General features: G+C 52.2%; 28 protein-coding genes. 14 read left to right on the top strand and 14 right to left on the bottom strand.

Annotated elements, in window-relative coordinates:
* The first annotated feature begins 668 nt into the window (after positions 1–668).
* From M3194_RS20145 to M3194_RS20155, 3 genes are all read left to right on the top strand, one after another.
* A complete protein-coding gene (locus tag M3194_RS20145; RefSeq protein WP_251655875.1) occupies positions 669–1,526 on the top strand; it encodes a GGDEF domain-containing protein in 858 nt (285 codons plus the stop codon).
* A gap of 200 nt (positions 1,527–1,726) precedes the next feature.
* On the top strand, positions 1,727–2,428 hold the full coding sequence (locus tag M3194_RS20150) for a CocE/NonD family hydrolase (RefSeq protein WP_251655989.1): 702 nt from the start codon (positions 1,727–1,729) through the stop codon (positions 2,426–2,428).
* Positions 2,416–2,544 carry a hypothetical protein gene (locus tag M3194_RS20155; RefSeq protein WP_251655876.1) on the top strand — a complete coding sequence of 43 codons (129 nt, stop codon included), beginning with the start codon at positions 2,416–2,418 and terminating at the stop codon, positions 2,542–2,544. Before M3194_RS20150 ends, M3194_RS20155 begins: the two co-directional genes overlap by 13 nt.
* 71 nt (positions 2,545–2,615) lie before the next feature.
* Here M3194_RS20155 and M3194_RS20160 read toward each other — a convergent pair whose 3' ends face one another.
* On the bottom strand, positions 2,616–3,380 hold the full coding sequence (locus M3194_RS20160; protein ID WP_251655877.1) for an SDR family oxidoreductase: 765 nt from the start codon (positions 3,378–3,380) through the stop codon (positions 2,616–2,618).
* Between the two features lie 181 nt (positions 3,381–3,561).
* Between M3194_RS20160 and M3194_RS20165 the strand changes: the two genes are divergently transcribed.
* From M3194_RS20165 to M3194_RS20180, 4 genes are all read left to right on the top strand, one after another.
* Entirely contained in the window at positions 3,562–4,323 is a 762-nt protein-coding gene (locus M3194_RS20165) for a prolipoprotein diacylglyceryl transferase (protein ID WP_251655878.1), read from the top strand.
* A gap of 2 nt (positions 4,324–4,325) precedes the next feature.
* A complete protein-coding gene (locus tag M3194_RS20170) occupies positions 4,326–5,768 on the top strand; it encodes a radical SAM protein (RefSeq protein ID WP_251655879.1) in 1,443 nt (480 codons plus the stop codon).
* Positions 5,752–6,075, top strand: coding sequence for a hypothetical protein (locus tag M3194_RS20175; RefSeq protein WP_251655880.1), 324 nt, complete (start codon positions 5,752–5,754; stop codon positions 6,073–6,075). The genes M3194_RS20170 and M3194_RS20175 overlap by 17 nt, the downstream gene beginning before the upstream one ends.
* A 777-nt stretch (positions 6,076–6,852) precedes the next feature.
* Complete coding sequence (locus tag M3194_RS20180) at positions 6,853–7,857, top strand: S-layer homology domain-containing protein (protein WP_251655881.1); 1,005 nt, start codon at positions 6,853–6,855, stop codon at positions 7,855–7,857.
* Between the two features lie 49 nt (positions 7,858–7,906).
* Here the strand turns inward: M3194_RS20180 and M3194_RS20185 are convergent, their stop codons facing one another.
* Complete coding sequence (locus tag M3194_RS20185) at positions 7,907–8,275, bottom strand: VOC family protein (protein ID WP_251655882.1); 369 nt, start codon at positions 8,273–8,275, stop codon at positions 7,907–7,909.
* 15 nt (positions 8,276–8,290) lie between these two features.
* On the bottom strand, positions 8,291–8,737 hold the full coding sequence (locus tag M3194_RS20190; RefSeq protein ID WP_251655883.1) for a MarR family winged helix-turn-helix transcriptional regulator: 447 nt from the start codon (positions 8,735–8,737) through the stop codon (positions 8,291–8,293).
* A 251-nt stretch (positions 8,738–8,988) separates the two neighbouring features.
* On the opposite strand from M3194_RS20190, the gene M3194_RS20195 reads away from it, so the two are divergent.
* Positions 8,989–9,564, top strand: coding sequence for a TetR/AcrR family transcriptional regulator (locus tag M3194_RS20195; protein WP_251655884.1), 576 nt, complete (start codon positions 8,989–8,991; stop codon positions 9,562–9,564).
* 84 nt (positions 9,565–9,648) lie between these two features.
* Complete coding sequence (locus M3194_RS20200; protein ID WP_251655885.1) at positions 9,649–10,422, top strand: SDR family NAD(P)-dependent oxidoreductase; 774 nt, start codon at positions 9,649–9,651, stop codon at positions 10,420–10,422.
* Between the two features lie 90 nt (positions 10,423–10,512).
* Here the strand turns inward: M3194_RS20200 and M3194_RS20205 are convergent, their stop codons facing one another.
* From M3194_RS20205 to M3194_RS20215, 3 genes are all read right to left on the bottom strand, one after another.
* Positions 10,513–10,689, bottom strand: a complete 177-nt coding sequence (locus M3194_RS20205; protein ID WP_251655886.1) for a hypothetical protein — start codon at positions 10,687–10,689, stop codon at positions 10,513–10,515.
* A 31-nt stretch (positions 10,690–10,720) separates the two neighbouring features.
* Positions 10,721–11,320 (bottom strand): TetR/AcrR family transcriptional regulator, encoded by a 600-nt coding sequence (locus M3194_RS20210; protein ID WP_251655887.1) that lies wholly within the window; start codon positions 11,318–11,320, stop codon positions 10,721–10,723.
* Between the two features lie 136 nt (positions 11,321–11,456).
* A complete protein-coding gene (locus tag M3194_RS20215; RefSeq protein WP_251655888.1) occupies positions 11,457–12,320 on the bottom strand; it encodes a LysR family transcriptional regulator in 864 nt (287 codons plus the stop codon).
* Positions 12,321–12,439: 119 nt separating this feature from the next.
* Between M3194_RS20215 and M3194_RS20220 the strand changes: the two genes are divergently transcribed.
* The 4 genes from M3194_RS20220 to M3194_RS20235 all read left to right on the top strand — a co-directional run bounded on the left by M3194_RS20220 (position 12,440) and on the right by M3194_RS20235 (position 15,214).
* Positions 12,440–12,919 (top strand): HPP family protein, encoded by a 480-nt coding sequence (locus M3194_RS20220; RefSeq protein ID WP_251655889.1) that lies wholly within the window; start codon positions 12,440–12,442, stop codon positions 12,917–12,919.
* 106 nt (positions 12,920–13,025) lie between these two features.
* Positions 13,026–13,385, top strand: coding sequence for a hypothetical protein (locus M3194_RS20225; RefSeq protein WP_251655890.1), 360 nt, complete (start codon positions 13,026–13,028; stop codon positions 13,383–13,385).
* A gap of 111 nt (positions 13,386–13,496) precedes the next feature.
* Complete coding sequence (locus tag M3194_RS20230) at positions 13,497–13,991, top strand: cation:proton antiporter regulatory subunit (RefSeq protein WP_251655891.1); 495 nt, start codon at positions 13,497–13,499, stop codon at positions 13,989–13,991.
* Between the two features lie 5 nt (positions 13,992–13,996).
* Positions 13,997–15,214, top strand: a complete 1,218-nt coding sequence (locus M3194_RS20235) for a cation:proton antiporter (RefSeq protein WP_251655892.1) — start codon at positions 13,997–13,999, stop codon at positions 15,212–15,214.
* Positions 15,215–15,300: 86 nt separating this feature from the next.
* On the opposite strand, the gene M3194_RS20240 is transcribed toward M3194_RS20235, so the two are convergent.
* Complete coding sequence (locus tag M3194_RS20240) at positions 15,301–16,422, bottom strand: MBL fold metallo-hydrolase (RefSeq protein ID WP_251655893.1); 1,122 nt, start codon at positions 16,420–16,422, stop codon at positions 15,301–15,303.
* A gap of 8 nt (positions 16,423–16,430) precedes the next feature.
* On the bottom strand, positions 16,431–16,877 hold the full coding sequence (locus M3194_RS20245) for a MarR family winged helix-turn-helix transcriptional regulator (RefSeq protein WP_251655894.1): 447 nt from the start codon (positions 16,875–16,877) through the stop codon (positions 16,431–16,433).
* 122 nt (positions 16,878–16,999) lie between these two features.
* Between M3194_RS20245 and M3194_RS20250 the strand changes: the two genes are divergently transcribed.
* Entirely contained in the window at positions 17,000–17,587 is a 588-nt protein-coding gene (locus M3194_RS20250; protein WP_251655895.1) for an NAD(P)H-dependent oxidoreductase, read from the top strand.
* 68 nt (positions 17,588–17,655) lie between these two features.
* Here M3194_RS20250 and M3194_RS20255 read toward each other — a convergent pair whose 3' ends face one another.
* Genes M3194_RS20255 through M3194_RS20280 form a run of 6 tightly spaced genes read right to left on the bottom strand, consistent with a single transcriptional unit; the run spans position 17,656 to position 26,128 of the window.
* A complete protein-coding gene (locus M3194_RS20255; RefSeq protein WP_251655896.1) occupies positions 17,656–18,507 on the bottom strand; it encodes a diguanylate cyclase domain-containing protein in 852 nt (283 codons plus the stop codon).
* 5 nt (positions 18,508–18,512) lie between these two features.
* Positions 18,513–20,588, bottom strand: coding sequence for a cellulose biosynthesis cyclic di-GMP-binding regulatory protein BcsB (locus M3194_RS20260; RefSeq protein ID WP_251655897.1), 2,076 nt, complete (start codon positions 20,586–20,588; stop codon positions 18,513–18,515).
* 15 nt (positions 20,589–20,603) lie between these two features.
* Positions 20,604–21,854 (bottom strand): glycosyltransferase family 2 protein, encoded by a 1,251-nt coding sequence (locus M3194_RS20265; protein WP_251655898.1) that lies wholly within the window; start codon positions 21,852–21,854, stop codon positions 20,604–20,606.
* A complete protein-coding gene (locus M3194_RS20270) occupies positions 21,851–23,416 on the bottom strand; it encodes a hypothetical protein (protein ID WP_251655899.1) in 1,566 nt (521 codons plus the stop codon). The genes M3194_RS20265 and M3194_RS20270 overlap by 4 nt, the downstream gene beginning before the upstream one ends.
* Positions 23,413–24,957: a glycan biosynthesis hexose transferase WsfD gene (gene wsfD / locus M3194_RS20275; RefSeq protein WP_251655900.1), complete on the bottom strand. Its 1,545-nt coding sequence runs from the start codon at positions 24,955–24,957 to the stop codon at positions 23,413–23,415. The genes M3194_RS20270 and wsfD overlap by 4 nt, the downstream gene beginning before the upstream one ends.
* Positions 24,958–24,991: 34 nt before the next feature.
* A complete protein-coding gene (locus M3194_RS20280) occupies positions 24,992–26,128 on the bottom strand; it encodes a hypothetical protein (RefSeq protein ID WP_251655901.1) in 1,137 nt (378 codons plus the stop codon).
* Positions 26,129–26,180 lie beyond the last annotated feature (52 nt).

Consider the following 26,180-nt stretch of genomic DNA (forward strand, 5'->3'; position numbering starts at 1 on the left):
GCCTGTATATGTCGGATAAATAAAAAATCGCTAGAGGATTGCTCCTCAAGCGACTTAAAATTAACCGAACGGCATTCCTGTACTTCTCGATGGTTGGCGGTGTATGTTCCTATTTTCAGTTAGATGGCACGCGGCAATTTCCGTTGGGCCTCCCTCTTCTGAAGCTTAACGGCCGCAACCCTCCATGTATGCAGCCTCCTTGACTGCTTCATTTTTCCTATTGTTGTCAGTGTAGCTCCCGTTCCTTAAATCAATCTGAATTAGAAACTATGAAATTTGGCCTGCTTTTTTAAAATTGGGACCTTCCAACCCTTTCCTACATGCTGATATAATTTGCAGTATCGGATATTCCTCTCGTCAGGCAGGTGACAATTATAAACATACTGCTAGATTCTACTACAATCCTTATTTTTCTAGGCATCGGATACTTATTCACATTTATTCTTATAAGCGCTTACTGGCATGACGTCATCAAGGCGCTGCCCGTCAGAACCTTTTTTCTGGCCAAATGCATCCAATCCTGCTCCTGGTTTCTTGTCGTATTGCGCGGCGAGATCCCGGACTTTCTGACTATCTCCGCAGCGAATTCGCTTATGTTTATCGGAGCATCTCTCGAAAGCATCGCCTATTTGCGATTAAGGAACGAGTGGAGCAGGGGTTTTAAATGGATGTACAGGCTCTTAATCCCGCTGAGCATTGCGGGATTTCATCTGGTCATGCTCATCCACAACCAGGAGAATTTGCGAATCGCCTATTGCTCTCTCGCTCTTCCCGTTATTCTGGCACCCCTGTACCGATTGACCAAAGGGCCATCCCTATTAATGAAGGTAATCGGCTATATTTACCTGTTTGTAATCGCGGCGAATCTGATCCGGGGAGCGACCGCTCTCTTAACGGACGTATCGGCAAGCTTTTACACGCCGGGCATCTACCAATTGGTCTACCTGGTGACGATTTATATTCTTACGATCTTGAGCATCATGGGATTTCTGCTGCTGTGGAAGGAGAAATCGAGTCAGGAGCTGCTTCATTACGCCAGCTACGACGATCTGACCGGCACGTTGAACCGAAGGACGTTTACGGCAAAAGCCAAGCCGCTGCTTGCAAGCTGCGCCAGGAAAAAAGAAGCCGTATCGTATCTGCTGTTTGATATCGACAGCTTTAAGGGTATTAACGATACCTACGGCCATCATACGGGGGATCTTGTACTGAAGGACATTACGAAACGATTCAAGCGGCAATTAGGCGAGGACGACCTGTTTGTGCGTTATGGAGGAGACGAATTCGGCATTCTGTTATCCGGGAAAAACGAGCTTGAATCCACCGAACTGGCAGAGCGGATCAAAACCACGCTGGAAACCGCTTCAAGCAGCCTGCCCGTTCCTTATACCATCAGCATTGGCGTGCTCACCCTCGTTCCCGATCAGCTTACGCATATGGAGTCCATCTATACAAGATGCGACCAGGCTTTATACACGGCCAAACGAAACGGGCGAAACCGCATATACCGAAGCCAAATCAGCTAGAGCTGGCGTATACCAAAAAGAGCTTGCCCGGAAACGGGCAGGCTCTTTTCTATCTCCTAACATTCCATTTTGCTTTTGAGGTAAAATAAATCTTGTATTCCATTCGGCAGCAAGCAGGTCGCCTGCTCACCGAGCATGACGTCCCTAACCGGAAAATCTGGCTTGGCCCTTAGGGGCACGGCCCTAACCGCGCCCGCGACCTGGAAGGCACGGCCTTTGGCGAGAATGCCGTCGTTTACGACTATGACGTTAACGTCCTTCGCTGGTTTGACCATTTCCTGAAGGGCGCAGCCAACGGCATCAACGAAGAGCCCCGCGCCAGCTACTACGTCGTTGGCGAGAACCAGTGGCGTACGTCCGAGGATTGGACGCCGGCCGAAGCGGCGGTCACGCCGTTCTATCTCGGCGGCGGCGGAAGAGCGAATTCCGCCTTTGGCGATGGCAAGCTGTCCCTTAACCTTCCGCGGCATGAGGAGCTGAACGAGCCGGATCACTACGTCTACAGCCCGGCCGATCCGGTCGTTGATTCCGGCAAACGGATCCCGGAGAACCGCCGGACGATCGAGCTTCGCCAGGACGTGCTCTGTTATACGGGCGACAAGCTGGAACAACCGGTAACCGTCGCCGGCGAGCTGTCCGCCGTGCTGTACGCGGCAAGCTCCGCGGTGGATACCGACTGGGTGGTCGCGCTCAGCGACGTGGATGAAGCAGACAATTCGATTCTGCTGTCCAGCTACATCGTCCGCGCCAAATACCGCAAGGGATATGATAAGCCGGAGCTGCTGACTCCCGGCCAAGTGGAGCGGTTCGATATTTTCCTGCCGAATATCGCGATCGGTTCCCTGCCGGACACCGCATCCGCTTCTCGGTTACATCGTCCAGCAAGTTTGTGGCGTTCCTGAACTCAAATACGGGCCTTAACCCGTATGATGATCCGGAGCCGATCCCGGCTGTGCAGACGATCCATCATTCCGAGGATTATCCAAGCCATATCCTGCTTCCCGTGCTGGAAGGGTAATACAAAGGCCGGGAGTCACTTAGAAGAGATTCCCGGCCCTTTCTATGTTTAGCGGTCAAAGGCGTACTCTGCTACAGATGCGAACCGCCGCTTGCATCCATGCATTGCCCCGTTATCCAGCGGCTGTCCGAAGAAGCCAGGAACGCTGCGGCATCCGCAATATCGGAAGGTTCCCCCCATCTGCCAAAGCTCGAATATTGTGCGCCAAACTGATACCCCGACTCATCCTGCAGCAATGCCCTATTCATATCCGTGGCGATAAAACCGGGCAGCAGAGCATTAACGGTAATCCCGCGCGGAGCAAGCTGGGTTGCTAAAGATAGCGTAAGCGTATTGATCGCCCCTTTGGTCATGCTGTACGCCGCAACCCCGGGCAGGGAAATTCTCGTTGTCGCGGAGGACAGATTAATAATCCTGCCCTCGTCTCTTAAGCGGGGCAACGCTTGTTGGATGACGAAGAAGGGAGCTTTTGCGTTGGTATTCATAACTTGGTCGAAAGCGTCCTCCGTTGTCTCCTCGATTGCGGCAACAAGCCCTGCCCCCGCATTGTTGACGAGAATATCAAAGTACCTTTCTCCCGTACGCTGCTCCAGGGCCGCATCCAATGCTTCATACAGCTTAACGGCACTAGCAGCGGTCCCAAGCTCCTGCCCTAGCGCAAAGGCCTTCCCCCCGTTTTGCTCGATCTGACGGACAACTTCCGCCGCCGCATCATGATTAGCGTTATAGTGAACCGCCACCATGGCTCCCTCCTTGGCCAGTCTCAGCGCGATAGCACGGCCAATCCCTCTGCTTGCTCCTGTAACCAAGGCAATTTTTCCATTTAAATGACTCATGTTTTGCTCAACTCCTCCTGTTTTTTACACCATTAGTTGTAACATGGGAGCCGTTTCGTAATGTTGCTGTCTCATTCTCAATCTCTGGTTCATCGCACACTCAATTGGGAAAAGAAAGGAGTTTCCGCCCCGATCAGCGAATCTATACAAAATCAACCAAAACTAGAGATTGGAGCACGCAATGTCATTCCCCGTCTGGATTAATCTTGGTTTTGTTAAGCTGCATCCGCATGCGGTCTTTGAAACACTGGCTTATTTTATAGGCTTCCGAGTGTATCTCTACACCCGCACCAAGGACAAGATTCCGATCGTGCAGGGCATGTGGGTGATTGTTGGCGCCATACTTGGTGCCGCTATCGGATCTAAGCTGCTGTATTGGTTCGAGGATCCGCAGCTGACGCTTGCCAACTGGAACAGCTACACCTACCTCATGGAGGGCAAAACGATTGTTGGCGGGCTGCTTGGCGGACTAATTGGCGTCGAATGGACGAAGAAGCGAATTGGCTATTCCCGCTCCACGGGTGATGACATGGCCTTGCCGCTTATCGTCGGCATGGTGATCGGACGGATTGGCTGCTTCCTGACCGGCCTTGATGATCATACCTACGGCGTGGCCACTACCTGGATTACAGGAATCGATTTCGGCGACGGCGTCTTCAGGCATCCGACGCAGCTCTATGAGATTGCCTTCCTGCTGCTGCTTGGAGCCTTCCTCTTCCACTGGAAAAGGAGAGGCACCTTGCCTGACGGAGCGATCTTCCAGCTGTTTATGACCGGGTATCTGTCATTCCGTTTCGCGATCGATTTCACGAAGCCTACGCCTCACTTCTATCTCGGACTGAACCATATTCAGCTTGCCTGTATCGCCGGGCTAATCTATTACTTTGTTCTCCTATCCAAGTGGCTGGTGCAGCCGCAACGCTCACATAGAAAGGAACGATAACGATGACAACCAAAAACAGACCCTACATTTTCTACGAGCTGACGAATAGCGTATGCTCCAAATGTTTGCGCAAGGTGGAAGCGAAGGTCATTATTGAGGATAATCAGGTATTCCTTCTGAAATATTGCGGGCAGCATGGCCGGGAAAAGGTGCTGATCGCAAGCGATGCGGACTATTACAAGAAATGCCGGGAGTTTCTGAAGCCTGCGGAGATGCCGGAGGTGTGGAACACCCCGATCCGCTACGGCTGTCCTTATGATTGCGGGCTATGTCCCGATCACGAGCAGCATAGCTGCCTGACGCTGCTGGAGATTACGGAACGCTGCAACCTGCAGTGCCCGATTTGCTACGCGGAGTCTTCCCCGCATGCGGGCTCCTATCGATCGCTGGAGCAGATCGAATTCATGCTTGATGCTATCGTCCGCAACGAAGGCGAGCCGGATATCGTACAGATCAGCGGGGGCGAGCCCACGATCCACCCGCAGTTCTTCGAGATTCTCGATTTGGTCAAAAGCAAGCCGATCAAGCATGTCATGGTGAACACCAACGGCCTTCGCATAGCGCAGGACAGGAAATTCGCCGAGCGGCTGGCGCAATATATGCCGGGGTTCGAAATCTATCTGCAATTCGACAGCTTCGAGGAAGAGACGCTGAAGGAGCTGCGCGGGGTTGATCTGCGCGATGTGCGCCGCCGGGCGCTGGAGCATTTGAACGAATTCAATATTTCGACCACTCTTGTCGTCACCCTCAAGAAAGGTCTTAACGACCATGAGATTGGCGATATTATTCAATACGGCCTGAAGCAGCGCGCTGTACGCGGCGTAACGTTCCAGCCGATTCAGGCGGCCGGGCGGCTCGAGGAGTTCGATCCTGCCACGGACCGTTTGACTCTAAGCGAAGTGCGGCAGGGCATTATTGATCAATCGGGTGTTTTCCGCCCGGAAGACATGATTCCGGTGCCATGCCACCCCGATGCCTTGGCAATGGGCTATGCATTAAAGCTTGGCGGACAGGCTATCCCGTTAACGGGGTTAATCGATCCGCAAATTCTGCTCGACGGCGGCCGCAATACGATCGTGTTCGAGCAGGATGAGACGCTGAAGGAGCGGATTTTCGAGCTGTTCTCAACCGCGCATTCCCCAACGTCTTCCGCCTTGTCGCTCAAAAGTCTTCTGTGCTGCCTGCCGCTTGTATCCGTGCCGGAGCATATCAGCTACGACAATGTATTTCGGGTCATCATCATGCAGTTTCTGGATCCGTACAACTTCGATGTACGCTCCGTCAAGAAATCCTGCGTGCATATTGCGCATCCGGATGGCAGAATCATTCCTTTTGACACCTACAATATGTTCTACCGAACAGCTGAGCAGGAGCAGAAGCTCGCTGAGCTGAGAGAAGAATTTGACATGCGTCCGGGAGGTAAGGTTTATGACTGGAGCCAATGACGGGGATAACCACGCCAATCAGCCGGGCAGCCCAAACAAATCGCCGTATCAAAAATCTCCTCATCATGTAAAGCATGTATTTCTGGGAATCGGGATATTGGCCGTCTTGCACTGTTTGCTGTTTCTCTTCCCGATCGGCTTCTTCTTCATAAGCATTGCTCAAATTGTCTACCTGCTGCCTGCGATTCTGATTTTCAATAAAAGAACCGGCATCGTCCAAGGCCTGCTGATCGGCGCCGGCATTACGTTTCTCGTCAACGCGGCCTGCTTTGGACTTCTGGTCAGCGGCAACTTCCCGTTGCCTTAAAATTTATCGGGATAAACTAAAGGCCGGGAGCCTCCACGCAGGAGACTCCCGGCCTTTACCCTTCCTTACATCGGCCTTCCGGCCATAGCTTCAATAAGCTTATTGATCTCTCCTCGGAGCAGCCCTCCGTGATAGCAGATGACGGCTTCTATCTCAAAGCCCTTGAATTTCTCTACGGAGCGAAGCGCCTGCTCCATATCGACCGTCGAATACGGAGATGACGGCAGCAGCTCGCCGCATGGCTTAATAAGTGGCTGCGTTAGGCTTAATGAGTAGACGGAGGGCAGATACGATACATGTGATCGTGGCCGCGTCGTGGATTGGCGGCCACTGGGGATGCTGGTGCTTGGCCTGTAGATGGGTATCTTGTTTCTGGATAATTGGACGGCGTCACTGGCGGATATGATCTCGGAGATGGGTTTTGCAGCCTCATGGAATTAGACCTACCAGGCTACCTGGCTGTCCATGATTATCATGGCAAGATTTAATTTATTATGTCTCCTCCTAATTGTTTTCATTACTTATTTCAAGCCATTCGGGAAGATCAAGACGAAATCCATCCAACCGGAGAGGAGCTAATTACTCATGACTACAAAAGATATCGTTCCTTTCGTTATCACGGAGAAGCGGCACTAAAATTTTAAATTTACTATTTCTTCATATCCAAGAAATATAAACCGTTTCCGATATAAACAGTATGAGCTCAAAAACTACAGGGCTTTGCAATTACTTGTCTTGACGACATTCGTTGCATTCTAAAGGGGAGGAATGATTTTGATGAAAAAGAAAATCGCAGGCATCGCCTTAGCTATACTTCTCTGCTCTTACGCATCGCTTAGCTTTGCCAGCACAAAGACATCCGCGGATTTCACTGATCTTAAGGACTTGGACGCGGCTACAAAAGCCAAATTCGACGCCATGATCAGCGCGGGAATCTTCGACGGCGTGTCCGACACAACGTTTGGCCTGAAGGACGAGATGAACCGCGCCCAGTTCGCGAAGATCGCGGCCCTCATCACGGGCCTCAAGGTGGATGACGCTCTGAAGACATCCAGCTTCAAGGATGTGAAAGCCGATGACGCGGCAAACGGCTATGCTCTTCCGTACATTGAAGCACTTAAGAATGCAGGCATTACGGAGGGCTACGGAGCAGGCATTTACGATCCGGCAGGCAAAGTAACCAAAGAACAGCTCGCAACCTTCCTGGTCCGGGTTCTAGGCAAAGATACGGACGCAAAAACCAAGGACGGTTCGGATACAACCGTATCGGATTGGGCGCAAGGTTATGTGGCGCTGGCTCTTGAGTTAAAGATTCTGAATAATGGCACTGACGGAAAATTTGGCGGACAAGCCAATGCAACACGCGACTTGCTGCTGACAGGTTCGTACGAAGCCAAACAGCAGTATGTACCGCCAACCCCAAGCCCTACTCCAACGCCAACACCGGTGTACACATCGCCTCCAGCGAGTACTCCTCAGCCGAGCGCGTCTCCAGAACAGCCATCCGCTTCACCTGGGGAATCGCCATCTACAACTCCTGAGGAGCCAACTAACTCCCCGGAGGAACCGACTTACTCTCCGGAAGAGCCGACTTACTCCCCGGAGGAACCGACTTACTCTCCGGAAGAGCCAACTTACTCTCCGGAAGAGCCAACTTACTCTCCGGAGGAACCGACTTACTCCCCAGGGGAGCCAACTTACTCTCCGGGGATTCCATCGCCACCTATTCCAACATGTCCAGATCCATCTCAGCTTTTCCCACTATGTATGCCATTGGTTTAAATCAACAAATGTGCGGGAGCTTCTCCCGCACCTTATTCTTATCTCGATATTAATCCCTATAGTAAGAAAGCACCCAGCATACGCCGTTTCGGTCCGTCACAATCGCAAGATATCCATTGAACGGAGCTTCATACATCTCGGTTTGGACCGTTCCGCTCCCCGCAAACTCGGCATAGATTCTTTTGAATGTTTCTTCCGTGTCGAGCTTCAGAAACACTCTCACATAATCGCCTTTCACGGCCGGCTTGGCTGCCTGCGTATCCGCGAACTTTAAGGATGCTCCTTCCACGTGGAGATCCGCATTTAGAACGATATCCCCCTGCCGGCGCAGAATCACGATCTCGCCGCCAAAGACGCTTTGATAATACTTGATTTCCTCTTTGCAATTCTCCACTGCGATAAATGGCTGAGCAATCATTCTAACCATCCTCCCTTAATCCATTAAATTGTGAAGCACTTTCTTTAACAGCCTTAACAGCAGGTCATATTCCTCATCGCTGATACCGCTTCTGGTCTTGTTTTTGATCCGGCTTAAGGCTTCCTGCACCTTGGGCACCACTTCGTGGCCCGCCTCTGTCAAATAAAGCAGATGGTAGCGGTTATCTGCCGGATCGGGCTCTCTGCGCACGTAGCCCTCCGCTTCCAGCTTGGCGATAGCCTTCGCCGTAGTCGTCTTGTCAATAAACAGCTTCTCGCTTAAAGCCTTCTGCGTAACGGGCTGCCCGGAGGCAATCGCCATCAGAAAAATATACTGACCGCTCCCAATCTGATACGGCGCAAGCTCAGCCGAGATGTGAACCTGCATGTGGCGGTAGATCGCCGAAATGTAAGGACCATGCGATTCCGAAGCATTCTCTTGTCCTTTCCAACTTTCGCTCAAGTGATCTCCTCCTCCCAAATAGAATGCTATTGCAACTAATTTCATCATATGCGAAATAGAATGCTATTGCAACTAATTAGGGCGAAGAGACGTACTCGGGATATTTTCCGGGAGATTATTCATAATAAGTACAATTGCGAATATGATCTACTTCCCCTTTTCCAGTTTTTTAAGAACGATCAGTAAAAAATAATTCTTTACCGGTCGTTCTCAATATGATATTCTTGTTTTCGAAAGGAGGCCGTGAACACTTGGGCAGAAGCAAAGAATTTGATGAAGACGCTGTGCTGCTGAAGGCGATGAAGCTGTTCTGGACCCAAGGCTACGAGAAGACCTCCATGCAGGATCTTGTCGAGCATATGGGCATTCACAGACGGAGCATATACGATACATTCGGTGATAAACATGCCTTATATTTGCTCGCTTTGAAGCGTTATGGCGATACGGTCTGGAAGTCCATTGAACAGAGGGCGAACGGTTCGTTCACGTCCAAGGCTGCCATCCGTACCCTGCTCGAAGCCGCTGTTGCGGAGAATGAGGAACGCCCGCAAGGATGCCTGATGGTTAATACCGCCGTGGAGCTTGCGGTGCATGATCCCGAGTTTGAAGCTTGCGTCAGCCAGAGCTGGGACATTACCGAAGAGCTTATACGCGATCTCATTATAAAAGGCCAGCAGACCGGTGAACTCGCCGCAGAGCTTGATGCGGATTTGTTAGCTTCCTACTTCAACAATGCGCTGACGGGACTTCGGGTGATAGTTAAGACCCAATACAAAAGAGAGAAATTACATCAGATTATTGAAACGACAATGTCTATGCTGGATTAATTTTTTTAAATTTTCTAGAACGATCATTCTTAAATTTTAAGTACTATTGCGGTAATAATAAAACCTGAAGGAGTAGTGATTACAATGGCTAAATTAAACGGAAAAGTTGCATTGATTACGGGAGGAAACAGCGGGATCGGGCTGGCTACGGCAAAAAAATTCGTTGCGGAGGGCGCAAAGGTCGTTATTACGGGCCGCAATCAGGATTCTTTAACAGCAGCCGTTAAGGAGCTTGGCGAAGAGCATGCTCTCGCTGTTCAGGCCGAAGCAGCAGATCCGGCAGGTTCAGAAAAGGCCGTTGCGGCAGCTATTGAACGGTTTGGCAGACTGGACATTGTTTTTGCCAATGCCGGTATTTCAGGCGGTACGCCTCTAGGCGATACGAAACTGGATGATTTCGAACAAATTCTGAAGGTAAACGTAACCGGGGTCTTCTTCACCGTGCAGGCGGCAGTACCGCATTTGCAAGCAGGCGCTTCGATTATCCTTGTGGGCTCGGTCCTTGCCACAACGGGCGGATTGACAAGAGCCGCTTATGCAGCCAGCAAAGGCGCTGTCACTAGTATGGCAAGAGTATTCGCCTCCGAATTGTCCCCGCGCGGCATCCGGGTGAATACCGTTGTGCCGGGTGCAACAAAAACGCCTATCTGGAAAGCAACGGATGCTGACCACATGGCGAAGCTGGAGGCCGGTCTATCCAAAACCATTCCGCTTGGCCGTCTTGGCGAACCGGACGAAATCGCGAATGCCGTGCTTTTCCTGGCTTCGGATGATTCCTCCTTCGTGCAGGCAGCCCAGCTTCAAGTGGACGGCGGCGCAGACGGCGCACCGTTTGGCGCTCCAATCTACCGCCAATAAAAGATCAATAAATACAAAGCCGTTCCTGCTGGAGGGTCTCCCCTCTTCGGGAACGGCCTTTTTTAGTTCATTTCCGGTCAACCTCTTCCTTTACTCCTTTTTCAATCCCTTCGTAATCGTCACAAGGACAAGACCAACCGCCAGAATAACCGCCCATGCGGCAAAGGATGGCCATCCCACCGGTAACAAGCCTAGGAACTGATACTTCAGCTCATGCGTGAAAATGGCTTTAATCAGCGGCTGGACGACCGTAGCAAGACCAACCAAGCTTAGGATAATCCCGAGAATTTGCAGCCCGTCATTCTAAATCTTGTTCATTCCCATCTCTCCTTGTCGCAAGCGTAAACGTCCTGATCGTCTCCTTGATGGCCTCATCGAGATCCTTGATTCCCCCCGTTGCGATTCTCCCGCTTAGCGTATCGATGGCACTTCTTACGAGCATCGCCATCAGCCCAGGCTTAAACGCTCTGAAGCACTTTTCTTCCTGTTGGCCATATTCGAAAATTTCGATAAGCGGCTGGTAGATCCCATTATCCTTATCCGCGAAAGCCAGCTCTCCGTCCTTGCCGCGATGATTGGCAATTATGTGAATGATGGCAAGTGTCGCGTGCCGGTTCTCGGCCACATAACGCAGATTGCTGTCCACATAGGACTCCAGCGCATCAATCGCTGATCTATCAATAACCATATGTTTGCCCATATACTCTGCCGCATCGCGGAAGTAACCTTCCACAAGCTCGACAAAGATCAGATCCTTCCGCGGAAAATGGTACGTTACGACGCCCTTGCTAATGCTTAAATGCTCGGCAACCACGCCTAGAGAAAACCCCGTATAGCCGCGTTTAGCGATAACCTCCAGCGAGGCTTGCCGTATCTTTTCCCGTGTTCCCTTCACCATCGACAACCTCTCTATTCCTTTGAATATGCTGTTACCCCCATATTAGTACGATCGTGCTAATCCTGCAAGCATTTTTCGTACGAACGAGCTAATATACAAAAAAGCGATGTTCCCACAATCAGGAACACCGCTTTTTTCATGTCGTAAGACCCGAGCGCACCCACTCCATAAAGGCGGCAGCCGCCGGCCGGAGCTGCTTGCCCTTCAGATGGACAAAGCCCTGATGAACAGGCTGCGGTACTGGGAAATCCAGCTTCATCAGCTTCCCTGCCTGCAGCTCTTCCTCTACATTTGCCTTTGGCAGCAAGGATATCCCAAACCCCGACTGAACCATGCGCTTGATCAGTTCTATACTCGGAAAGCTTCTGCGGTCATGTACTTGGTATCCGGCTTCCCGGAGGGACGATTCCCCCAGCTCGTGATACAAGCAGGCGTTCCCGTAGCTGATATAAACCTGCTTCCCGCTGCCCCTTCGCTCCGGAGCTCCTACCCACACCAATTCTTCTACAAGCAGCGGTACAAATACGAGACCGTCATGTTCTGGATCACGGGGCACAATCCCCAGATCCTCCTTCTGGTCAAGCACCAAGCCGCAAATATCCTCCATAAACCCCGTTGATAGCTGCAGCTCAACATCCGGGTAGCTCTCGGAGTAAGAGGCCAGCAGATCAGGCAGGCTTGTCACGCAGTAAGCTTCCAATGCCCTCACCTTCAGCACCCCCCGCGGCTGCTCGGTTCGAAGAAGATCCTCCTCCAGCGCTTGGCTTAACGCCGCGAATTGACTCGCAAACCGGGCAAGCGCAGCTCCCGCTTCCGTAGGCTCAACGCCTCTAGGCAGACGATCAAACAGCTTCTTGCCGCTTGCCTTCTCGAGCTGGGCAATATGAGTCGTTACGGTAGACTGCACATAGCCCAGCTTATCTGCGGCCCTGCTGAAGTTCTTCTCCTCCATCACCGTCAGAAAAGTGCGGAGCGATCTCCCGTCCCATTGATCCAGCAAGATATTCAGCCCCCTAGGTATTTCATTCACAAATGGATGCAATCATAACTATTCATTTTTCAAATCACTACGCTCATGATACCATCGAAGCAATCGATCGTAAAGGAGATTCGGACTGTATGTTTAACCGTATTATTCGCTTCCTGTGGCCTGCCGCAGGTGCTTTCGCCGCCATCTTTCTTTTATTTCTGTTTGAGGATGCGACCGGGCTGGCCATGTTGATGGCACCATTTGGCGCTTCCTGCGTCATCGTATTCGCCCTTCCGGACAGTCCTCTTGCGAAGCCGCGCAATGTCATTGGCGGCCATCTTATCAGCACGTTGACGGGGCTATCCTTCTTCCATGTTTTTGGCCATCATGCCTGGACCTTGGCTGCCGCGGTGGCGTTGTCGATCGCCTTCATGCAGATAACGAAGACCATTCATCCGCCGGCAGGCGCTGATCCGCTTGTGGTTATCCTGTCCGGAGCAGGCTGGTCTTTCCTGCTGACTCCCGTCTTGGCAGGAGCCTTGCTTCTGGTGGCTTTGAGCGCTGTATACCGCGTTCTTCAGCAATCCTCGCAAGCCAAGCAGGCACAAGTAAAGTTGAATTCCAAATAAAGGATTGAAACCTGAATAGCTGCTTTTACGTAGAAGTGGTAAGGCTCGATTCACGCATAAGCTCTGGAACGGCACAGAAGATACAATCAGAAGGGAGGCGTCATTCATGAAAACATACCGTGCTTCAGGTCGTCTGACTATCCTTCTCTTTCTGCTTGGCGCCTTCATTCTGTTCAGCATGCCAACCATGATGCTTGGCAGCAATTTCGACGTGTCGAAATCAAGCCGTGCCCATATCGAGCACAGCCTGCCAAACAGCATGAAAGCCGTTAAGCGGGTAACCGTGTCTCCTGCCAGCAAGCTTCTTGCCATGGTTGCGCTGCTAGCTGTCATCTACAGCTGGGTCAATTACCCTCGCTTGCTCCCGCAGGTGAGAGCTGTCTTTCTAATCCCCTTCTTCTTCCTGCAGCGGCTCAAACGCCTGCTCATGCCCCTCAAGCTGACGACATCCTATTCGATCGTTTAAGGACAATCCGTATCCTCTTCCGTTTTCAAGACTGAATAGCGGAGGTCTGATTTGTGCTGCCCATTGAACAAACGAATAGAAGTTCGATCATACTCGAGGAGGTACTCTCTTATGAATATCCGTGAAATCGACTTGCCCGGCATCGGGAAAAAATTTCAGATGAATACCCGCAGCGGCGATCAGCTCGTCATTATCGTCCACAACGACGGCCGCCGGGAATGCTACCATTTCCACCACGACAACCCGGAATCCAGCATCTCCATGATTACCCTGGATGACGACGAGGCCAGAATGGCTGCCGCTATGATTGGCGGCATGACTTATAAACCAAAGATGCTGGAGACAATTGAGGTTGCTCTCGACGAGCTGATTATCGAATGGTACAAACTAGAGGCTCATTATGCCTGCGTCGGCAAATCCATCGGAGAGCTGAACATCCGCAAAAATACGGGAACAACCGTCATTGCCTTGTTGTCCGCGAGCCATGCCAAGCAGATTAATCCGGGTCCAGAGGTGATTCTGGCCGCCGATAACACAATCGTGGTTGCCGGAGAACGCGCGCAGCACAAAGAACTGAAAAAAATCCTCATGAATGGATGTGATTAATGCCTATGGATCACATCATACTTGAGGTTGGCCTCGCTATTGCGCTTATCGCCGTGGCTGGTTTGCTGTCGGCAAAAATCCGCTTTTCCGTCATTCCGTTCTACATTCTGATCGGGATGGCCGTAGGTCCGCATTCGGTAGAGCTCTGGCATTTCGACTTCCGTTTTATCGAAAGCGCCCCTCTTATCGAGTTCATGGGAAGGCTTGGCGTCTTGTTCCTGCTCTTCTATCTCGGGCTGGAATTCTCCGTCGGACGCCTGATCAAATCCGGCCGCTCCATTGCGGTCGGCGGCACGATCTATATCGCCATTAACTTTACTCTAGGCCTCCTGTTCGGCTGGCTGAGCGGCTTTCCTTTTCAGGAGACTCTCGTGATCGCCGGAATTACAACCATTTCCTCCAGTGCGATTGTCGCCAAGGTACTGGTTGATCTGAAGCGTACCGCCAATCCGGAGACGGAGATGATTCTTGGGATCATCATGTTCGAGGATGTGTTCCTGGCCGTCTATATCTCCATCCTGTCCGGTCTTGTCTTAAGCGGTTCGACCTCGATTGGCGGCATTATTCTCTCCACCGTTATTGCCCTTGTCTTTATGCTTGCTCTGCTCACCCTTGGCCGCAAAGCGGCACCGACGCTTAATAAGCTGCTGAACATCCGGTCAAACGAACTGTTTGGGTTAGTGATCTTCGCGGGACTGTTCCTGGTAGCCGGTCTCTCCGAGACGATTCATGTCGCGGAAGCCATTGGCGCTTTGCTGTTTGGCCTCGTGCTTGCCGAGACCGAGCATATGAAGCGGATCGAGAAGCTGATCCTCCCCTTCCGGGACTTCTTCGGTGCCGTGTTCTTCTTCAGCTTTGGATTAACCATCGATCCAACCGCTTTAGGCGGAGCCGTCTGGCTATCGCTGGGTGCCGTTGCCGTCACGCTGATCGGCAATCTGACGGCCGGCATGCTCGCCGGACGCAGTGCGGGACTGTCCCCCAAAGCCTCGGTAAATATCGGATTGACCATCGTATCGCGGGGAGAGTTCTCCATCATTATGGCGAATCTCGCCAAAGCGGGCGCGCTTATGGCGGTAATCCAGCCGTTTGCCGCCTTGTATGTTCTGATTCTGGCCATTCTTGGCCCCCTCCTCACGAAGGAGAACAAACTCATATTTAACGTGATGAACCGCGTATTCCGATGGGACCGCAAGCAGGCTAGCACGTCTCAATCGAAATAACCCAACTAAGGATTAAGCAGATAAAAGATTAACCATGCAACAAATAAGACCGTGTTCCTTATGACAGGAATACGGTCTTATTATTGTTATGACAAACGCCACCATTCTGCAGTGGGATATGTCTCCGTTCCAATCCGAACGGGCTCTCCAATACGCGGAGTGGCAATCTTCGCGCGCAGTTCCCGTGCCTTCTTGACGGCCCGCTCCACCGGATCGCTCCAGTCATGCATGGCCAATCGGAAGGCTCCCCAATGAATCGGGATCATCAGCTCGCCTTTCACGTCAAGATGCGCCTGTACCGACTCCTCGGGCATCATATGAATGGCCGCCCATCTTGGATCGTATTGCCCGCATTCCATTAACGTAAGATCAAACGGTCCGTATTGCTCCCCAATCTGACGGAAATGCGGTCCATAGCCACTGTCTCCGCTGAAGAAAATACGCGCGGCCTTGCCGTGCAGTACCCAGGAGCACCATAACGTCCCGTTGCGTCCCGTCATTCCCCGGCCGGAAAAGTGGCGGGCAGGCGTGCAAGCCATTCTAATCCCTTCCCAGACGACTTCTTCCCACCAGTTGAACTCCTCGATCCGATCGGGAGCGACACCCCAGCGCTCGAGATGAGCGGCAACGCCCAGCGGTACGAAAAAGCGTCCCACCTTGTCCTTTAACCGTTTAATCGAACCGTAATCCAAATGGTCGTAATGATCATGAGACAATAAGACAGCGTCAATTGCGGGCAGCTCCTCGATCTCAATCGGCAAGGCGCTGCTGAAGCGCTTGCCCCCTATCCACGGAACGGGAGACGGCGCGCGCCCAAGCATCGGATCGAGCAGCAGCTTCTTGCCATCGAGCTCCAGAAGCAGTGCCGAGTGGCCAAACCAAGTGATTTTCGCTTTGCCGCCAGCTTGTCTTGCGTTTTCCCGAAGCGACTGCGGGCTGATCGGTTCAACCGCTAACGCCTTCGCCGGCTTTGCTCCTTTGTTGCCCCGGGCAAATTCCATCAGGAGCTCAAGGTTCTCGCGCAGCGACATCGACATGGACGACGGCAATGTATTTACGAACTTCCCCTTCTCATAATGGGGAGATTTCTTCATGCGCGCCAGCGTCTGCTCCCCCGGCTTGCCGCCAAACACCGGAGAAATCTTCAAGAACAGGGCAACAAGCAGGACAATGACGGCAAGCACGGCAATCCATATCAATATCGTCATGATGATAATCACCTCTTACTTTCGGTACGAAAAATAGTAGCTCCAAGCACGTCCAGCGCCTCCGAGATCCGGGCCAGCTCTTCCTCTGGCGCATGCTCAAGCTGCTGCAGAAACAATTGTCTCATATGTCCGAAGGCGTTAGCCATCCTCTCCTCACCCGCCGGGGCAAGCCGGATGTACTGCTTCCTCCGGTCCTCCGGATCCTCGATCTTCTCGCACAAGTCTTTCTCCGCGAGCTTCCGGATCTCTCGGCTCGTATTGGGCATCGAGATCCCCATGCATTCGCTGATTTCGCTTAAAGTAATCGGTTGTTTCACCGACAGAAACTCCAATATCTCATATTGCTGAGGCGTTATATCCTCCATTGGCAGCCCCTTTGTCATATCGTAGTGCAATTGATGGATGGCTGCAATGTGAGACACCATCTGCAGGAATAGCTTATCCTTTGAATCCAAATCGAATCATCTCCTTATAACGGGCTTATGCGATAATTTTATTATCAAATAACAATTATCTATTGACAACTATTTCCGAAGCGTGGTAACTTCTTATCAAATGATAACAAAGAAGGTGTCCAATGAAAACCCTTATTGTTTATACGCATCCGAACCACAACAGCCTAAGCTACTCTTTTCTGCAAAAAACGATCCAAGGACTGCAGGAAAACGCTCATGTAGAGGAAATCCAGGTGCTCGACCTATATGCCGAAGCCTTTGATCCGCTTCTCGTGTTTAACGAAAATAAACGAAGGCGCGATATGCACATCGATCCGGAGCTTGAGAAGCACCGCAGCCAGCTGCTCTGGGCGGAAAAAATCGTGTTCGTCTATCCGATCTGGTGGGGCCGGCCCCCGGCCATGCTGCTTGGTTATATTGACCGGATGTTCGCTTCGAACTTTGCTTACCGCGACAACGGGAGCATCCTCCCGGAAGGACTCCTCAAGGGCAAGTCGGTCGTATGCGTCTCCACGATGAAAGGGCCATCGCTCTATCCTCTGTTCTGGCTGAACAATGCCCATAAAGTGCTGATGCGGAAGGCGCTCTTCCGTTATGTAGGCATCAAGAAGGTGAAGTTCTTCGAGTTCGGAGGCATGGAGAAGAAGCAAGGCAAGCAGGATCAGAAGCTGAACCGGATTTATCATTATTTCAAAACGGTTGCGCAATAATTCAAAAAAGGCAGCATGCGAATTTTCGCAGCTGCCTCTTCCTATCCATTCAGAACCTGTAGGTTCCGCTATACATCGTACTCCAGTTCCTTGCGAGCGCGGGCGATCCACTCCAGAGGAGTGGGCGTTTCTTCCGAATTGTACTCGTAAGCGCCCATTCTAAGATTAAGCTCAAACCGGTTGCGGCTGGACCGCTCCGACTCGTTCATCTCGATAAGCCTGCTCCGAAGCCGATTCATCACGATATCGGCCCCGTCCCGGTCCGTGAACAGCAGAAGTCCCCAAGTCGGGTTCTCCTGGGTCAGCATGTACAGCGAATCGTTAGCCCGGATACTGGTCTGGCTGATCGTTGTAATGTTATACACCGCCGCATTCAGCTGCTCCTCGCCAATCATCCGTCTCAGCTCGTTCCAGTATTTGACGTTCAGAACAAGCAAAGTAAGCGGAATCTTGTAACGGTCGGACAAAGCCATAAACACCGTCGTGTCCTTCTGGAAGGACAGCATGTTTTTCAGGTTCGTGTCCTCATCCATCGTTGCCAGAGAGGCATTCTTCTTCGTCAGCGAGTCATTCTCCTCTTGAAGCTGCTTGCTTGCCAGGGTGAACATCCAAGTGATGCCGGTGAACACCGGCGTCATGAACAGCCAGAAGTAGCTTTGCCCCGTCACAACATCCCCTTGCACCACCGTCTGGTAGATGGTGAACGTGCCATACCCGAACACAAACAGGATATTTAGGATCAGCCCGGTCGTGATGGTCGTAAAATACGTGATGATCGCAATCAGAAACGCCACATTCAAGAATATAATGTTTTGCAGATACAGATTCGGATCACGCGCCGTAAACAAGATGCTGACAAAGCACGCGATGAACAGCAGCAGAAAGCCCCCGTCCGATAACAGGCTTGTGTTACGTCTCATGATTCCTACCTCCTTCTCTTCTTCCGATGCTTGCGGACAAGAAGCACAAGCGATACGAGCACCAGGACAAGCACAAGCATAATCGCGATGATAAAGCTGACAACGTCGCCGCGGTCAAGCACCTGGGTAATCACGGCCGGCGCTTCAGCCTCCGCTTCTTTCTTGAAGCGGAAGGCGTGAACCTGTCCGTCCTTGTCAACCATGGCTCCGTCGCCGAAAATTTTATATAAGCTGCCCGCGTTTCCGACCAGCTTCGATGCCAGGTAGACGTATTCGGAGCTGCTTCCCGTGATCGCAAGGAAGCCGTGACCTTTGCCATAAGGAGAATCAATAAGCTGCAGCGTCCCGATTCTCTCCCCGTAGCCCTTTTCAATGCTTATTTTCTCATTCGACAGAAAGCCTTGACCGCTCCCGTCATACTTGAAATACAGCTTATCGTTATTATCCCGAATATAACGATTATCGGCGTAGGAGCCGATCGCGATGATCTGGCGGTCCTTCAGCTCGCTCTCCGCAACCTCGTCCGTATAGAAGCGGATCTCGCCGGTATTGGAAGTAGCGTACTGCCCCATCAGATTAAACAGATTGGAAAGCGCCGAATACGTATAGTTGTCGCGGCTTTGCGGCAGCACAACGGCAACGCGGTTAAAGCTTCCGTCCCGGAGGAACGGATAAGGATAGTTGTTGAAGAGCATATCCGTACGGTCCTTCGTGTTGAGCTGAAGCACGGAGTCTTTGGAGACAAACGCCCAAGGCATCTGATCCTGGTTGCCGGTACATACCGCGTTCTTGATCTCCAGATCAAAGGCCGTCGTGATCGTAAAGTTGCCGGAGATGCCAAGATTCTTCGGAATCGTCAGCTCGAGGTTATCGCCTCCTGCCCGCTCGGCGGACAGCTTCTTGCTGCCGATCGGCACGTTATTAACAAGGACGGTAACCATTGAACGGTCAAAGTCCAGGTTGGTCGCGTAGCGGAAATCCAGACTCAGCTTGCTTGCTTCCGCAATAGAGCGGTTGCTTGGCAGCGTGATGAAATAGTTTTTCTCCCGGTGCGAAGGTCCCGTCAGCTTGTCTCCAGCTTCCGTCAGCGGAAAATACCGGCTGATGCTTTGAGCTGGCGTATTGACCTCCGTCGTCTCGTCCACAAGCTTGGACGTTCCTTGCAATTGCTCCATCAAGGCCGGATTGCCGATAAACCGCCCTGCCTTTTTCAGCAGGTCCGCTTGATCTGACGTCACGACAAGCAGAGACGTCGTCTCGGTTTGAATAAGCTGAATCAACGCTTTATCCTGCAGCGCCGTCTCCTTCAGCTTCGCGCGTATGTCGGGCGGAAGATGCTGCGCAAGCCCCACCAGAATGCCCAGCGGCTTATTCTTCGCGTTATCCGCTTGGTAAGGCAGAAGCGGAATCAGATGCGAGGCATCGCTGCTTGCGCCGGTTAATCCGGACAAGGCATATACCGCGGCTTCCGTTTCGTTCAGATCGGCTTCGCCCGGTTCAAACACCGCAGCTTGTCCGCTCTGAATCGTATCCATGCCTAAGAAATGGCGGGTGAAATCGCTGATGCTCGCGCCTACCGGCTTCAGACCGTATTTCACGTCAACGCCGGAGCTGTCGAAAATTTGCAGCCAGCTGCCCTGATCCTGCGTCGGGACGCACATCTGGTCGGCGTTATTCTTCGTCTGGATAACCCCTTCAATCGTCAGCTCGTTCACGCCGCTCTTCAAATACTCAAGCGGGAGCCCGATTTGTCTGGTCACCTTCTTGCCGGTATCCGTTCCTGGCCTTAACGTGTAGAAAGGCTTGCCGTTCAGCTTCAGCGTCACGACCGATAAACTATCGATCGTAAGCTGTGATACCTTATAGTCCAGCCTGAACACGGCGTTTTGGACATTCCAGTAATCCGGCACCTGAAAAAACTGCTGCGCATAAGCATTGGTGCCCATCAGCGAGGTTTCCGACATCGGCGTTTCGTACATCTTCTGCACCTGCGCGGCGGCCGACAGCGTGCCTGTGCCGGGAATAAGCAACGCGACAATAAGGGTGATGATCCATGCCGCTAATCCAGTTCTTCTGTTCATATAATCACTTCCTTCTCAGAACCGTTCCGTTTTGTACCATTTGGCTTCGCGTTTAAAGATTTGATCCTTGGTATATTGATACAGGCCGTTCGCGGCAACAAGCATCCACAGCTGACAGTAACTGACGTACATCAGCAGGATAATGACGAGATTCGAAGCGCGCATTTCGCCTTTTTCTGTTATAAGCGTTACAAAGGTCCCTACCACGAACAGCGTAACAGCAAGCATCCATAAGTAGAAGCTTAAGCCCTCAATGGTGGTATGGACGTAACCGAGGGCATGCAAGATAAGCAAGAAGTCCGATGTTAAGAGCGAAGTAACAAGCAAGAAATAAATAGCGAGAAAATACAGAATGTCGAAGCGGATTCGACGCGCTTCCGGACGGAAGAGCAGCGGGATGTTTTTCACGATGACGTAAATATTCCCCTTCGCCCAACGCGTTCGCTGCTTGAACCATACCTTGACCGTCTGCGGCTCCTGCTCCCAGGTCACCGACTTGGGCTGGAACTTGATCCGGTAGCCCATCATGTAGATACGGAAGCTGATCTCGGTATCCTCGGCAATCGCCTTCGTGTCCCAGCCCCCAATCTCCTCAATGATGCTTCGCCGCATAATGAAGTTGGTGCCCGGAATCGTGCATAGCTTGAACAGCTTCCACCGGCCCGCTTGCGCCATCCACTGAAAGGATAACGTCTCAATATTAATGAACCGGGTAAGCAGGTTCTGATCCCGGTTCCGCGTCCGGAATTTGCCGATGACCGCGCCAAGCTTAGGATCATTAACAATCTCGGCAACAAGATAGCGGAGCGCCGTCCGCTCGGGCGTATTGTCGGCGTCATAAATGGCGACAAGCTCCCCCTTGCTGCGGGTAAAGCCGATGTTGAGCGCATTGGACTTCCCTTTGCCCCCGGTTACGTTATCGGTATTAATGATGATCAGATTGCGGCCCTTGTATTTGTCCTGCAGCTGACCCAGCAGCACGCTGCTGTTATCTGAAGAATTATCATTAATAACGATAATTTCATAACGGTCATGCGGATAATCGAGTGCTAGCAACGACTCTACCGTTTTGGTAATCACCTTGCCTTCGTTATGGGCCGGCACCATGATCGATACGAAAGGCGCTTCCCCCACAAGCTCGGGCGGCTTCTGCTTCTCCAGCTCCATGTAATAGAAGTAACCGGCAATGATCAGTGCAATATTGACGAGCAGTAAGGACCAGATACATAGTACGCATACGACCATTAATATATCTGGTATTGTCATAAACTTCCCCCAGACTTATAGTATTTTTTCTTATATAACCGGTATCCGATCGTTAGGAAAACGACGAACAGCATTAATGTCGTAATAATAAGCACAATCAAGATTCGGCTCTGCACCGAAAATAACAAGTGAAAGCTCTCCTCTTGCACGGGCTGCTTCACCGTTAACTCGTCCTCTGCCGGATTGGCCAGGTCCTGAAGGTCGGCTGGCTTGCCATCCAGAAGCAACGCCCCGTCCAAGGATTCCGACTTGTGCGCGTTGCTGCCAAGACGGTGGACACCGGATTTAAAGTCTGCGAATGGCAGCCAGCTTCCCGCCATGGATTGAACGGCATCATCCTGCGCGGCTTCGCTTTCGAACCAATCCAAGGTAACAGCCAGGTTAACCGGGAACGCCGGCCATATCTTGTTCCCGCGGCTGATCTGGAGCAGCATCTCCGCGGGCAGGCTGTATGGCGAAGAAGCAAATGGCTGCACGGCCTCCGATTGCGCTGCCGAGCCTCCCGCTTCATTCGGAAGCAGCAAGGCGGTATCCGAGAATGCAAAGCCCGCATCTCTTGCCACCTGCTCCTGCGCCCGCTTCAGCTCTCCCGACATCCCCAGGGGAGCGATGCCCGCTTCGGCCAAATGATTCAGAAATCCGTCCATCTGCCCCTTTAAGATAGAAGCATCCTGCCCCATTGAAGATGGCGGCGGTACATTGACCAGCACGGTGCCGTTATAGGACTGCACGGTCTGCAGAGCGGTCATATAGCGCTGCATGGCCGGATAGTCCGTATTGTTGAACAGCGGGCTGACGCTGACCAGGAACGGAATACCCGCATCGTACAGCTGCTCGGACAGCGCCTCCAGTCTATCCAAATCAATGAACGGCGTAACCCCTCGAATGAGCAGATACGACTGCGTTGGGGCTTCTGCTCCCAGCCACGCACGCAAAACGTAGGCGATGGCTATTTCGCTCAAATTGCCAGGCTCGAAATACGGCACGTACGCATAACCGCCTGACGAAATGCCAAACGGAGCATGGACCGTGCCTTCCGAGGACGCCATTTGGCCGTAGGTCTCGCCCTTTCCTTCCGCAATAAAAGGCAATCGGCTTACGAAGACATGATCCTGCGCGAATCCGCCCGCCGACAGCTTAATGGACTGTCTGCTTGCCGTCTCCGTTCGCAACGCCAGCTTCCCGCGAAGAGCATCCGGTGGATTAGGCCCGATATGCAGCCAGTCTCCGGTGTAGCCCGCAACATCATTGGCTAGCAAGCCGCATAAATCCTCGGTATTGCATACCGTAATCAGCTTGCAGTAATCCCCTGCCATCGCGGGTTCATAATGATCGGACGGGATTGTCCTCACGGTCGCTCCCAAGGAGAGAAGCAGCCGCTGCAAGGCCTCAATGCTGCCTGCAGCCGGAGTATCGACTCCGAGGCTGTCATAGACAAGCAGGACGCTTGCTGGTTTGGCACCCTCTTGTGCAGCCGCCGGGACCGGGGCCAGCACCGCTGCCGGCAAGGAGAGGCATAGGAGCATCAACAACCACATCTTTAATGCCGCAAATCTGCTCATGGCTGTCCTCCCTGCTGCTGCGCGAGCAATGATCCTTCATCTTCCTCACCCGAATTTTTCTTCGCATTTGGTCCCCACAGCCGTCGGCACGCGCAATCGGCAATCGTCCAGAAGGTTACGAGATCAAACGCCACAGCGAATAAAAACTCATGCTTGGCAAGATCCGCATCTCCGGCGCCAATGACGGATACCGCCATCGCGCATAAGCCTGACAGCATCATCATGAGGATAACCGGAAGCCGAAGCGCCCTCCGCAGCGAACGCTCCTTAACGGCCCGGTAGAACGACGGCGCATATAATCCGGCAATGACAACCATCCACAGGACGACGAACCCGGAGGTCTTCGGAGCCGCCAGCTCCTTCAAATAACTGTACCCGGAAAAGGCTGCCGTACGCGCCCCAAACGGCTTGCCCGCCGATTCCTCGTAGTTGCCAAGCTTCGTCCGGTTGGAAAAGGCATTATGAGCGGCCGTCTCGAAAATCCTGCTCGCCGCTCCGGGATGGGTCAAATAATATCTTGCGATGGAAGGGAAACCGTACTTGTCCAAGAACTGCTCCTGCATCTCTACTGACTCAACGGGAATAGGCGCGAACTGATTATAATAAATCTCCCCCTTAAGCACGGCAAACTGCTTGTCGATACCGAAGAACTTCAGCGCCTCCTCCGGATTATTCGCCGTCATCAGCACTCCCCGCGTCATCGCGTGGTATTTGTTAATGTTCACGAACTGCTCCGGGATAAGAGCATAGGTGCCCACTGCGGTAAGGAGCAGGACGACCGCCTGCAGTCCGGCGAGCGTGCGGAAGATCTTCTCCTTCCGCATAAAGACAAACAGCACGGCAACCAAGCCAACGATAAGACCAATCGGCGCATTCTGCTGCTTGCTTGTCGTGAGAATCATTGCGCTAGCTCCAAAGAGGAAGAGCAGGAAATAATCATTATTCTGCCGCTGGTACAGCAGCATGGCTGCGCTAAACAGGTACAGCAGCATGATCAGAACTACGCTCTCGCCGTAGAAGGAGTTGAAATACGCAAGATACCCGATGTCTCCGAATACGAAGATTGCCGCAGCGGCCAGCCCGTAGCCCGCGCGACGCGAGGCCTTCCAGGTTGAGGCCTTGACCAGCAGGTATACCGCTCCGACATACAGCACGCTGTACAGGGCCCCCTGAATGCGGATATCGAACTGCTGATCCGAACCAAACAATTGGCTGATCCCAAGCGACAGGCGGACAAACATCGTCTGCGAGGACCACAGCAGGGCGCTGTTTTCGTTATAGTATTGGAAAATTCCGAAAGTTTTGACAAAATATCCGAGAGTTTGGCTCGTATAATCCGGCATGTTAAAGTAGAGGCCGTTGCTGTATAAGATCCGGTAGTAGTCCCCGTTGTCGGCCATGCCGATATAGGGCGGAACGAAGAGCTCAATCAGCAAAATAAGGGCAACGCCAAGCGCCGCAAGGGTTGCCGGTGATATGTACTTTTTCAATAAGCTGATCGTCTGCATGATTCTCATTCGAAGCCGAAGCCGCCCATTCATGCGATGCCCCCTTCCGTACCGTTCCTATGAAGTCTTAATAGGCATACGCCAACAAAGCCGACAAGTTATCAAACGAATATACTTCCTCCGTCGCGGCATTCCCGAAGCTTCCGGCAAGCGGGCTTGCCTCATCCTCGACGCGATATTGCTCCATGCGGCGAAGGCTGCCCTCGTATAGCGCCTTGTCGCCAATCGTTGAACCAATCATGGCTGCTATAGCGTAAGCTGCGGTAGACTGGATATCCGTAGCCGGCCTGCCGTCCCGATGGTAACGGCCATACAGTGTGCCGGCTTCAACAGACTGCTTAAGATACGTTATGCTGGCGGTACGCTCCTGACCGATCTCGGCAAGAGACAATACCGTGAGCAGCGACTCGATCGTACTTATTTCACCATCATGATCGACGTATGAATCAGTCTTGTACTCATAACGGGTCTCGTAGAAAGGGAACTTATCGGATAAATACCCCGAGGAGACGATAGCAAGAAGCTTGTCCTCCAATTTCTTTTTATCTCGTGAAGGGGCTTCCAGCAATCGAATGGATTGAAAATCGGCGTAGCATAACGTTAAAAAATCGTTCGTCGTCTTGTAGGTTTCATCGTAGAAATCGTACAGCCTGTTCCCCCGGACATTGTGTTCGTACACCAGGCCGCCATAATGAGCGGCCTCCCGGCCGTACTCTCCGCCAAAGGCCTTCTCCGCCTCGTAAAGCGCGCGGATAATCCGTAGATCATCCACGACGGCATTTACCGGGTATCTCTTGTCTTGCAGGGGACTATACCGATAGCTGAATCCGGATTCCGTTGACAGGGTCTGCTTGGCCCGCGACCACGCCGCATCGAAAGCTTCCTTCTGACCGGTAAGCGCGTAATACCGCATCAGCAAGCCGGCGGATTCGCTCAGCGTCTCATGACCCGTGGCCATCTCCGCCGCTTCGTCCGTTTCCCTGTAATTCGTGTAGACGCCAGACTCCCCCGTAAGCTTGTTCTCGATAAACTGCTGCAGCTCCAGTCGATGCGGCTTGAGACCAAGCGTATCTCCGTAATTGGAGGACACAATCCTATCTGCCTTGCCGCTCTCTTCCCCGCTGTCTCTATTGCTGAGCAAAAACCAGGCTGTCGCCAGCAGCACGGCTGTCAAGGCAGCCAGAAGACTCCATCGTTTTGTCACCGTCTTCAACCCCATATATGAAATCCGTTATTTTGCCATTTTGATTCCATTT

It is taken from the genome of Paenibacillus glycanilyticus (assembly GCF_023715145.1).
GTDB lineage: Bacteria > Bacillota > Bacilli > Paenibacillales > Paenibacillaceae > Pristimantibacillus > Pristimantibacillus glycanilyticus_A.

What these genes read in the sequence shown, in the direction of transcription:
- M3194_RS20230 (WP_251655891.1), top strand. Translation starts at nt 13,497, where the DNA reads ATGAATATCCGTGAAATCGACTTGCCCGGCATCGGGAAAAAATTTCAG.
- M3194_RS20220 (WP_251655889.1), top strand. Translation starts at nt 12,440, where the DNA reads ATGTTTAACCGTATTATTCGCTTCCTGTGGCCTGCCGCAGGTGCTTTC.
- M3194_RS20165 (WP_251655878.1), top strand. Translation starts at nt 3,562, where the DNA reads ATGTCATTCCCCGTCTGGATTAATCTTGGTTTTGTTAAGCTGCATCCG.
- M3194_RS20180 (WP_251655881.1), top strand. Translation starts at nt 6,853, where the DNA reads ATGAAAAAGAAAATCGCAGGCATCGCCTTAGCTATACTTCTCTGCTCT.
- M3194_RS20270 (WP_251655899.1), bottom strand. Translation starts at nt 23,416, where the DNA reads ATGAGCAGATTTGCGGCATTAAAGATGTGGTTGTTGATGCTCCTATGC.
- M3194_RS20160 (WP_251655877.1), bottom strand. Translation starts at nt 3,380, where the DNA reads ATGAGTCATTTAAATGGAAAAATTGCCTTGGTTACAGGAGCAAGCAGA.
- M3194_RS20225 (WP_251655890.1), top strand. Translation starts at nt 13,026, where the DNA reads ATGAAAACATACCGTGCTTCAGGTCGTCTGACTATCCTTCTCTTTCTG.
- M3194_RS20240 (WP_251655893.1), bottom strand. Translation starts at nt 16,422, where the DNA reads ATGACGATATTGATATGGATTGCCGTGCTTGCCGTCATTGTCCTGCTT.
- M3194_RS20210 (WP_251655887.1), bottom strand. Translation starts at nt 11,320, where the DNA reads ATGGTGAAGGGAACACGGGAAAAGATACGGCAAGCCTCGCTGGAGGTT.
- M3194_RS20235 (WP_251655892.1), top strand. Translation starts at nt 13,997, where the DNA reads ATGGATCACATCATACTTGAGGTTGGCCTCGCTATTGCGCTTATCGCC.
- M3194_RS20255 (WP_251655896.1), bottom strand. Translation starts at nt 18,507, where the DNA reads ATGAGACGTAACACAAGCCTGTTATCGGACGGGGGCTTTCTGCTGCTG.
- M3194_RS20170 (WP_251655879.1), top strand. Translation starts at nt 4,326, where the DNA reads ATGACAACCAAAAACAGACCCTACATTTTCTACGAGCTGACGAATAGC.
- M3194_RS20265 (WP_251655898.1), bottom strand. Translation starts at nt 21,854, where the DNA reads ATGACAATACCAGATATATTAATGGTCGTATGCGTACTATGTATCTGG.
- M3194_RS20250 (WP_251655895.1), top strand. Translation starts at nt 17,000, where the DNA reads ATGAAAACCCTTATTGTTTATACGCATCCGAACCACAACAGCCTAAGC.
- M3194_RS20145 (WP_251655875.1), top strand. Translation starts at nt 669, where the DNA reads ATGTACAGGCTCTTAATCCCGCTGAGCATTGCGGGATTTCATCTGGTC.
- M3194_RS20175 (WP_251655880.1), top strand. Translation starts at nt 5,752, where the DNA reads ATGACTGGAGCCAATGACGGGGATAACCACGCCAATCAGCCGGGCAGC.
- M3194_RS20185 (WP_251655882.1), bottom strand. Translation starts at nt 8,275, where the DNA reads ATGATTGCTCAGCCATTTATCGCAGTGGAGAATTGCAAAGAGGAAATC.
- M3194_RS20260 (WP_251655897.1), bottom strand. Translation starts at nt 20,588, where the DNA reads ATGAACAGAAGAACTGGATTAGCGGCATGGATCATCACCCTTATTGTC.
- wsfD (WP_251655900.1), bottom strand. Translation starts at nt 24,957, where the DNA reads ATGAATGGGCGGCTTCGGCTTCGAATGAGAATCATGCAGACGATCAGC.
- M3194_RS20200 (WP_251655885.1), top strand. Translation starts at nt 9,649, where the DNA reads ATGGCTAAATTAAACGGAAAAGTTGCATTGATTACGGGAGGAAACAGC.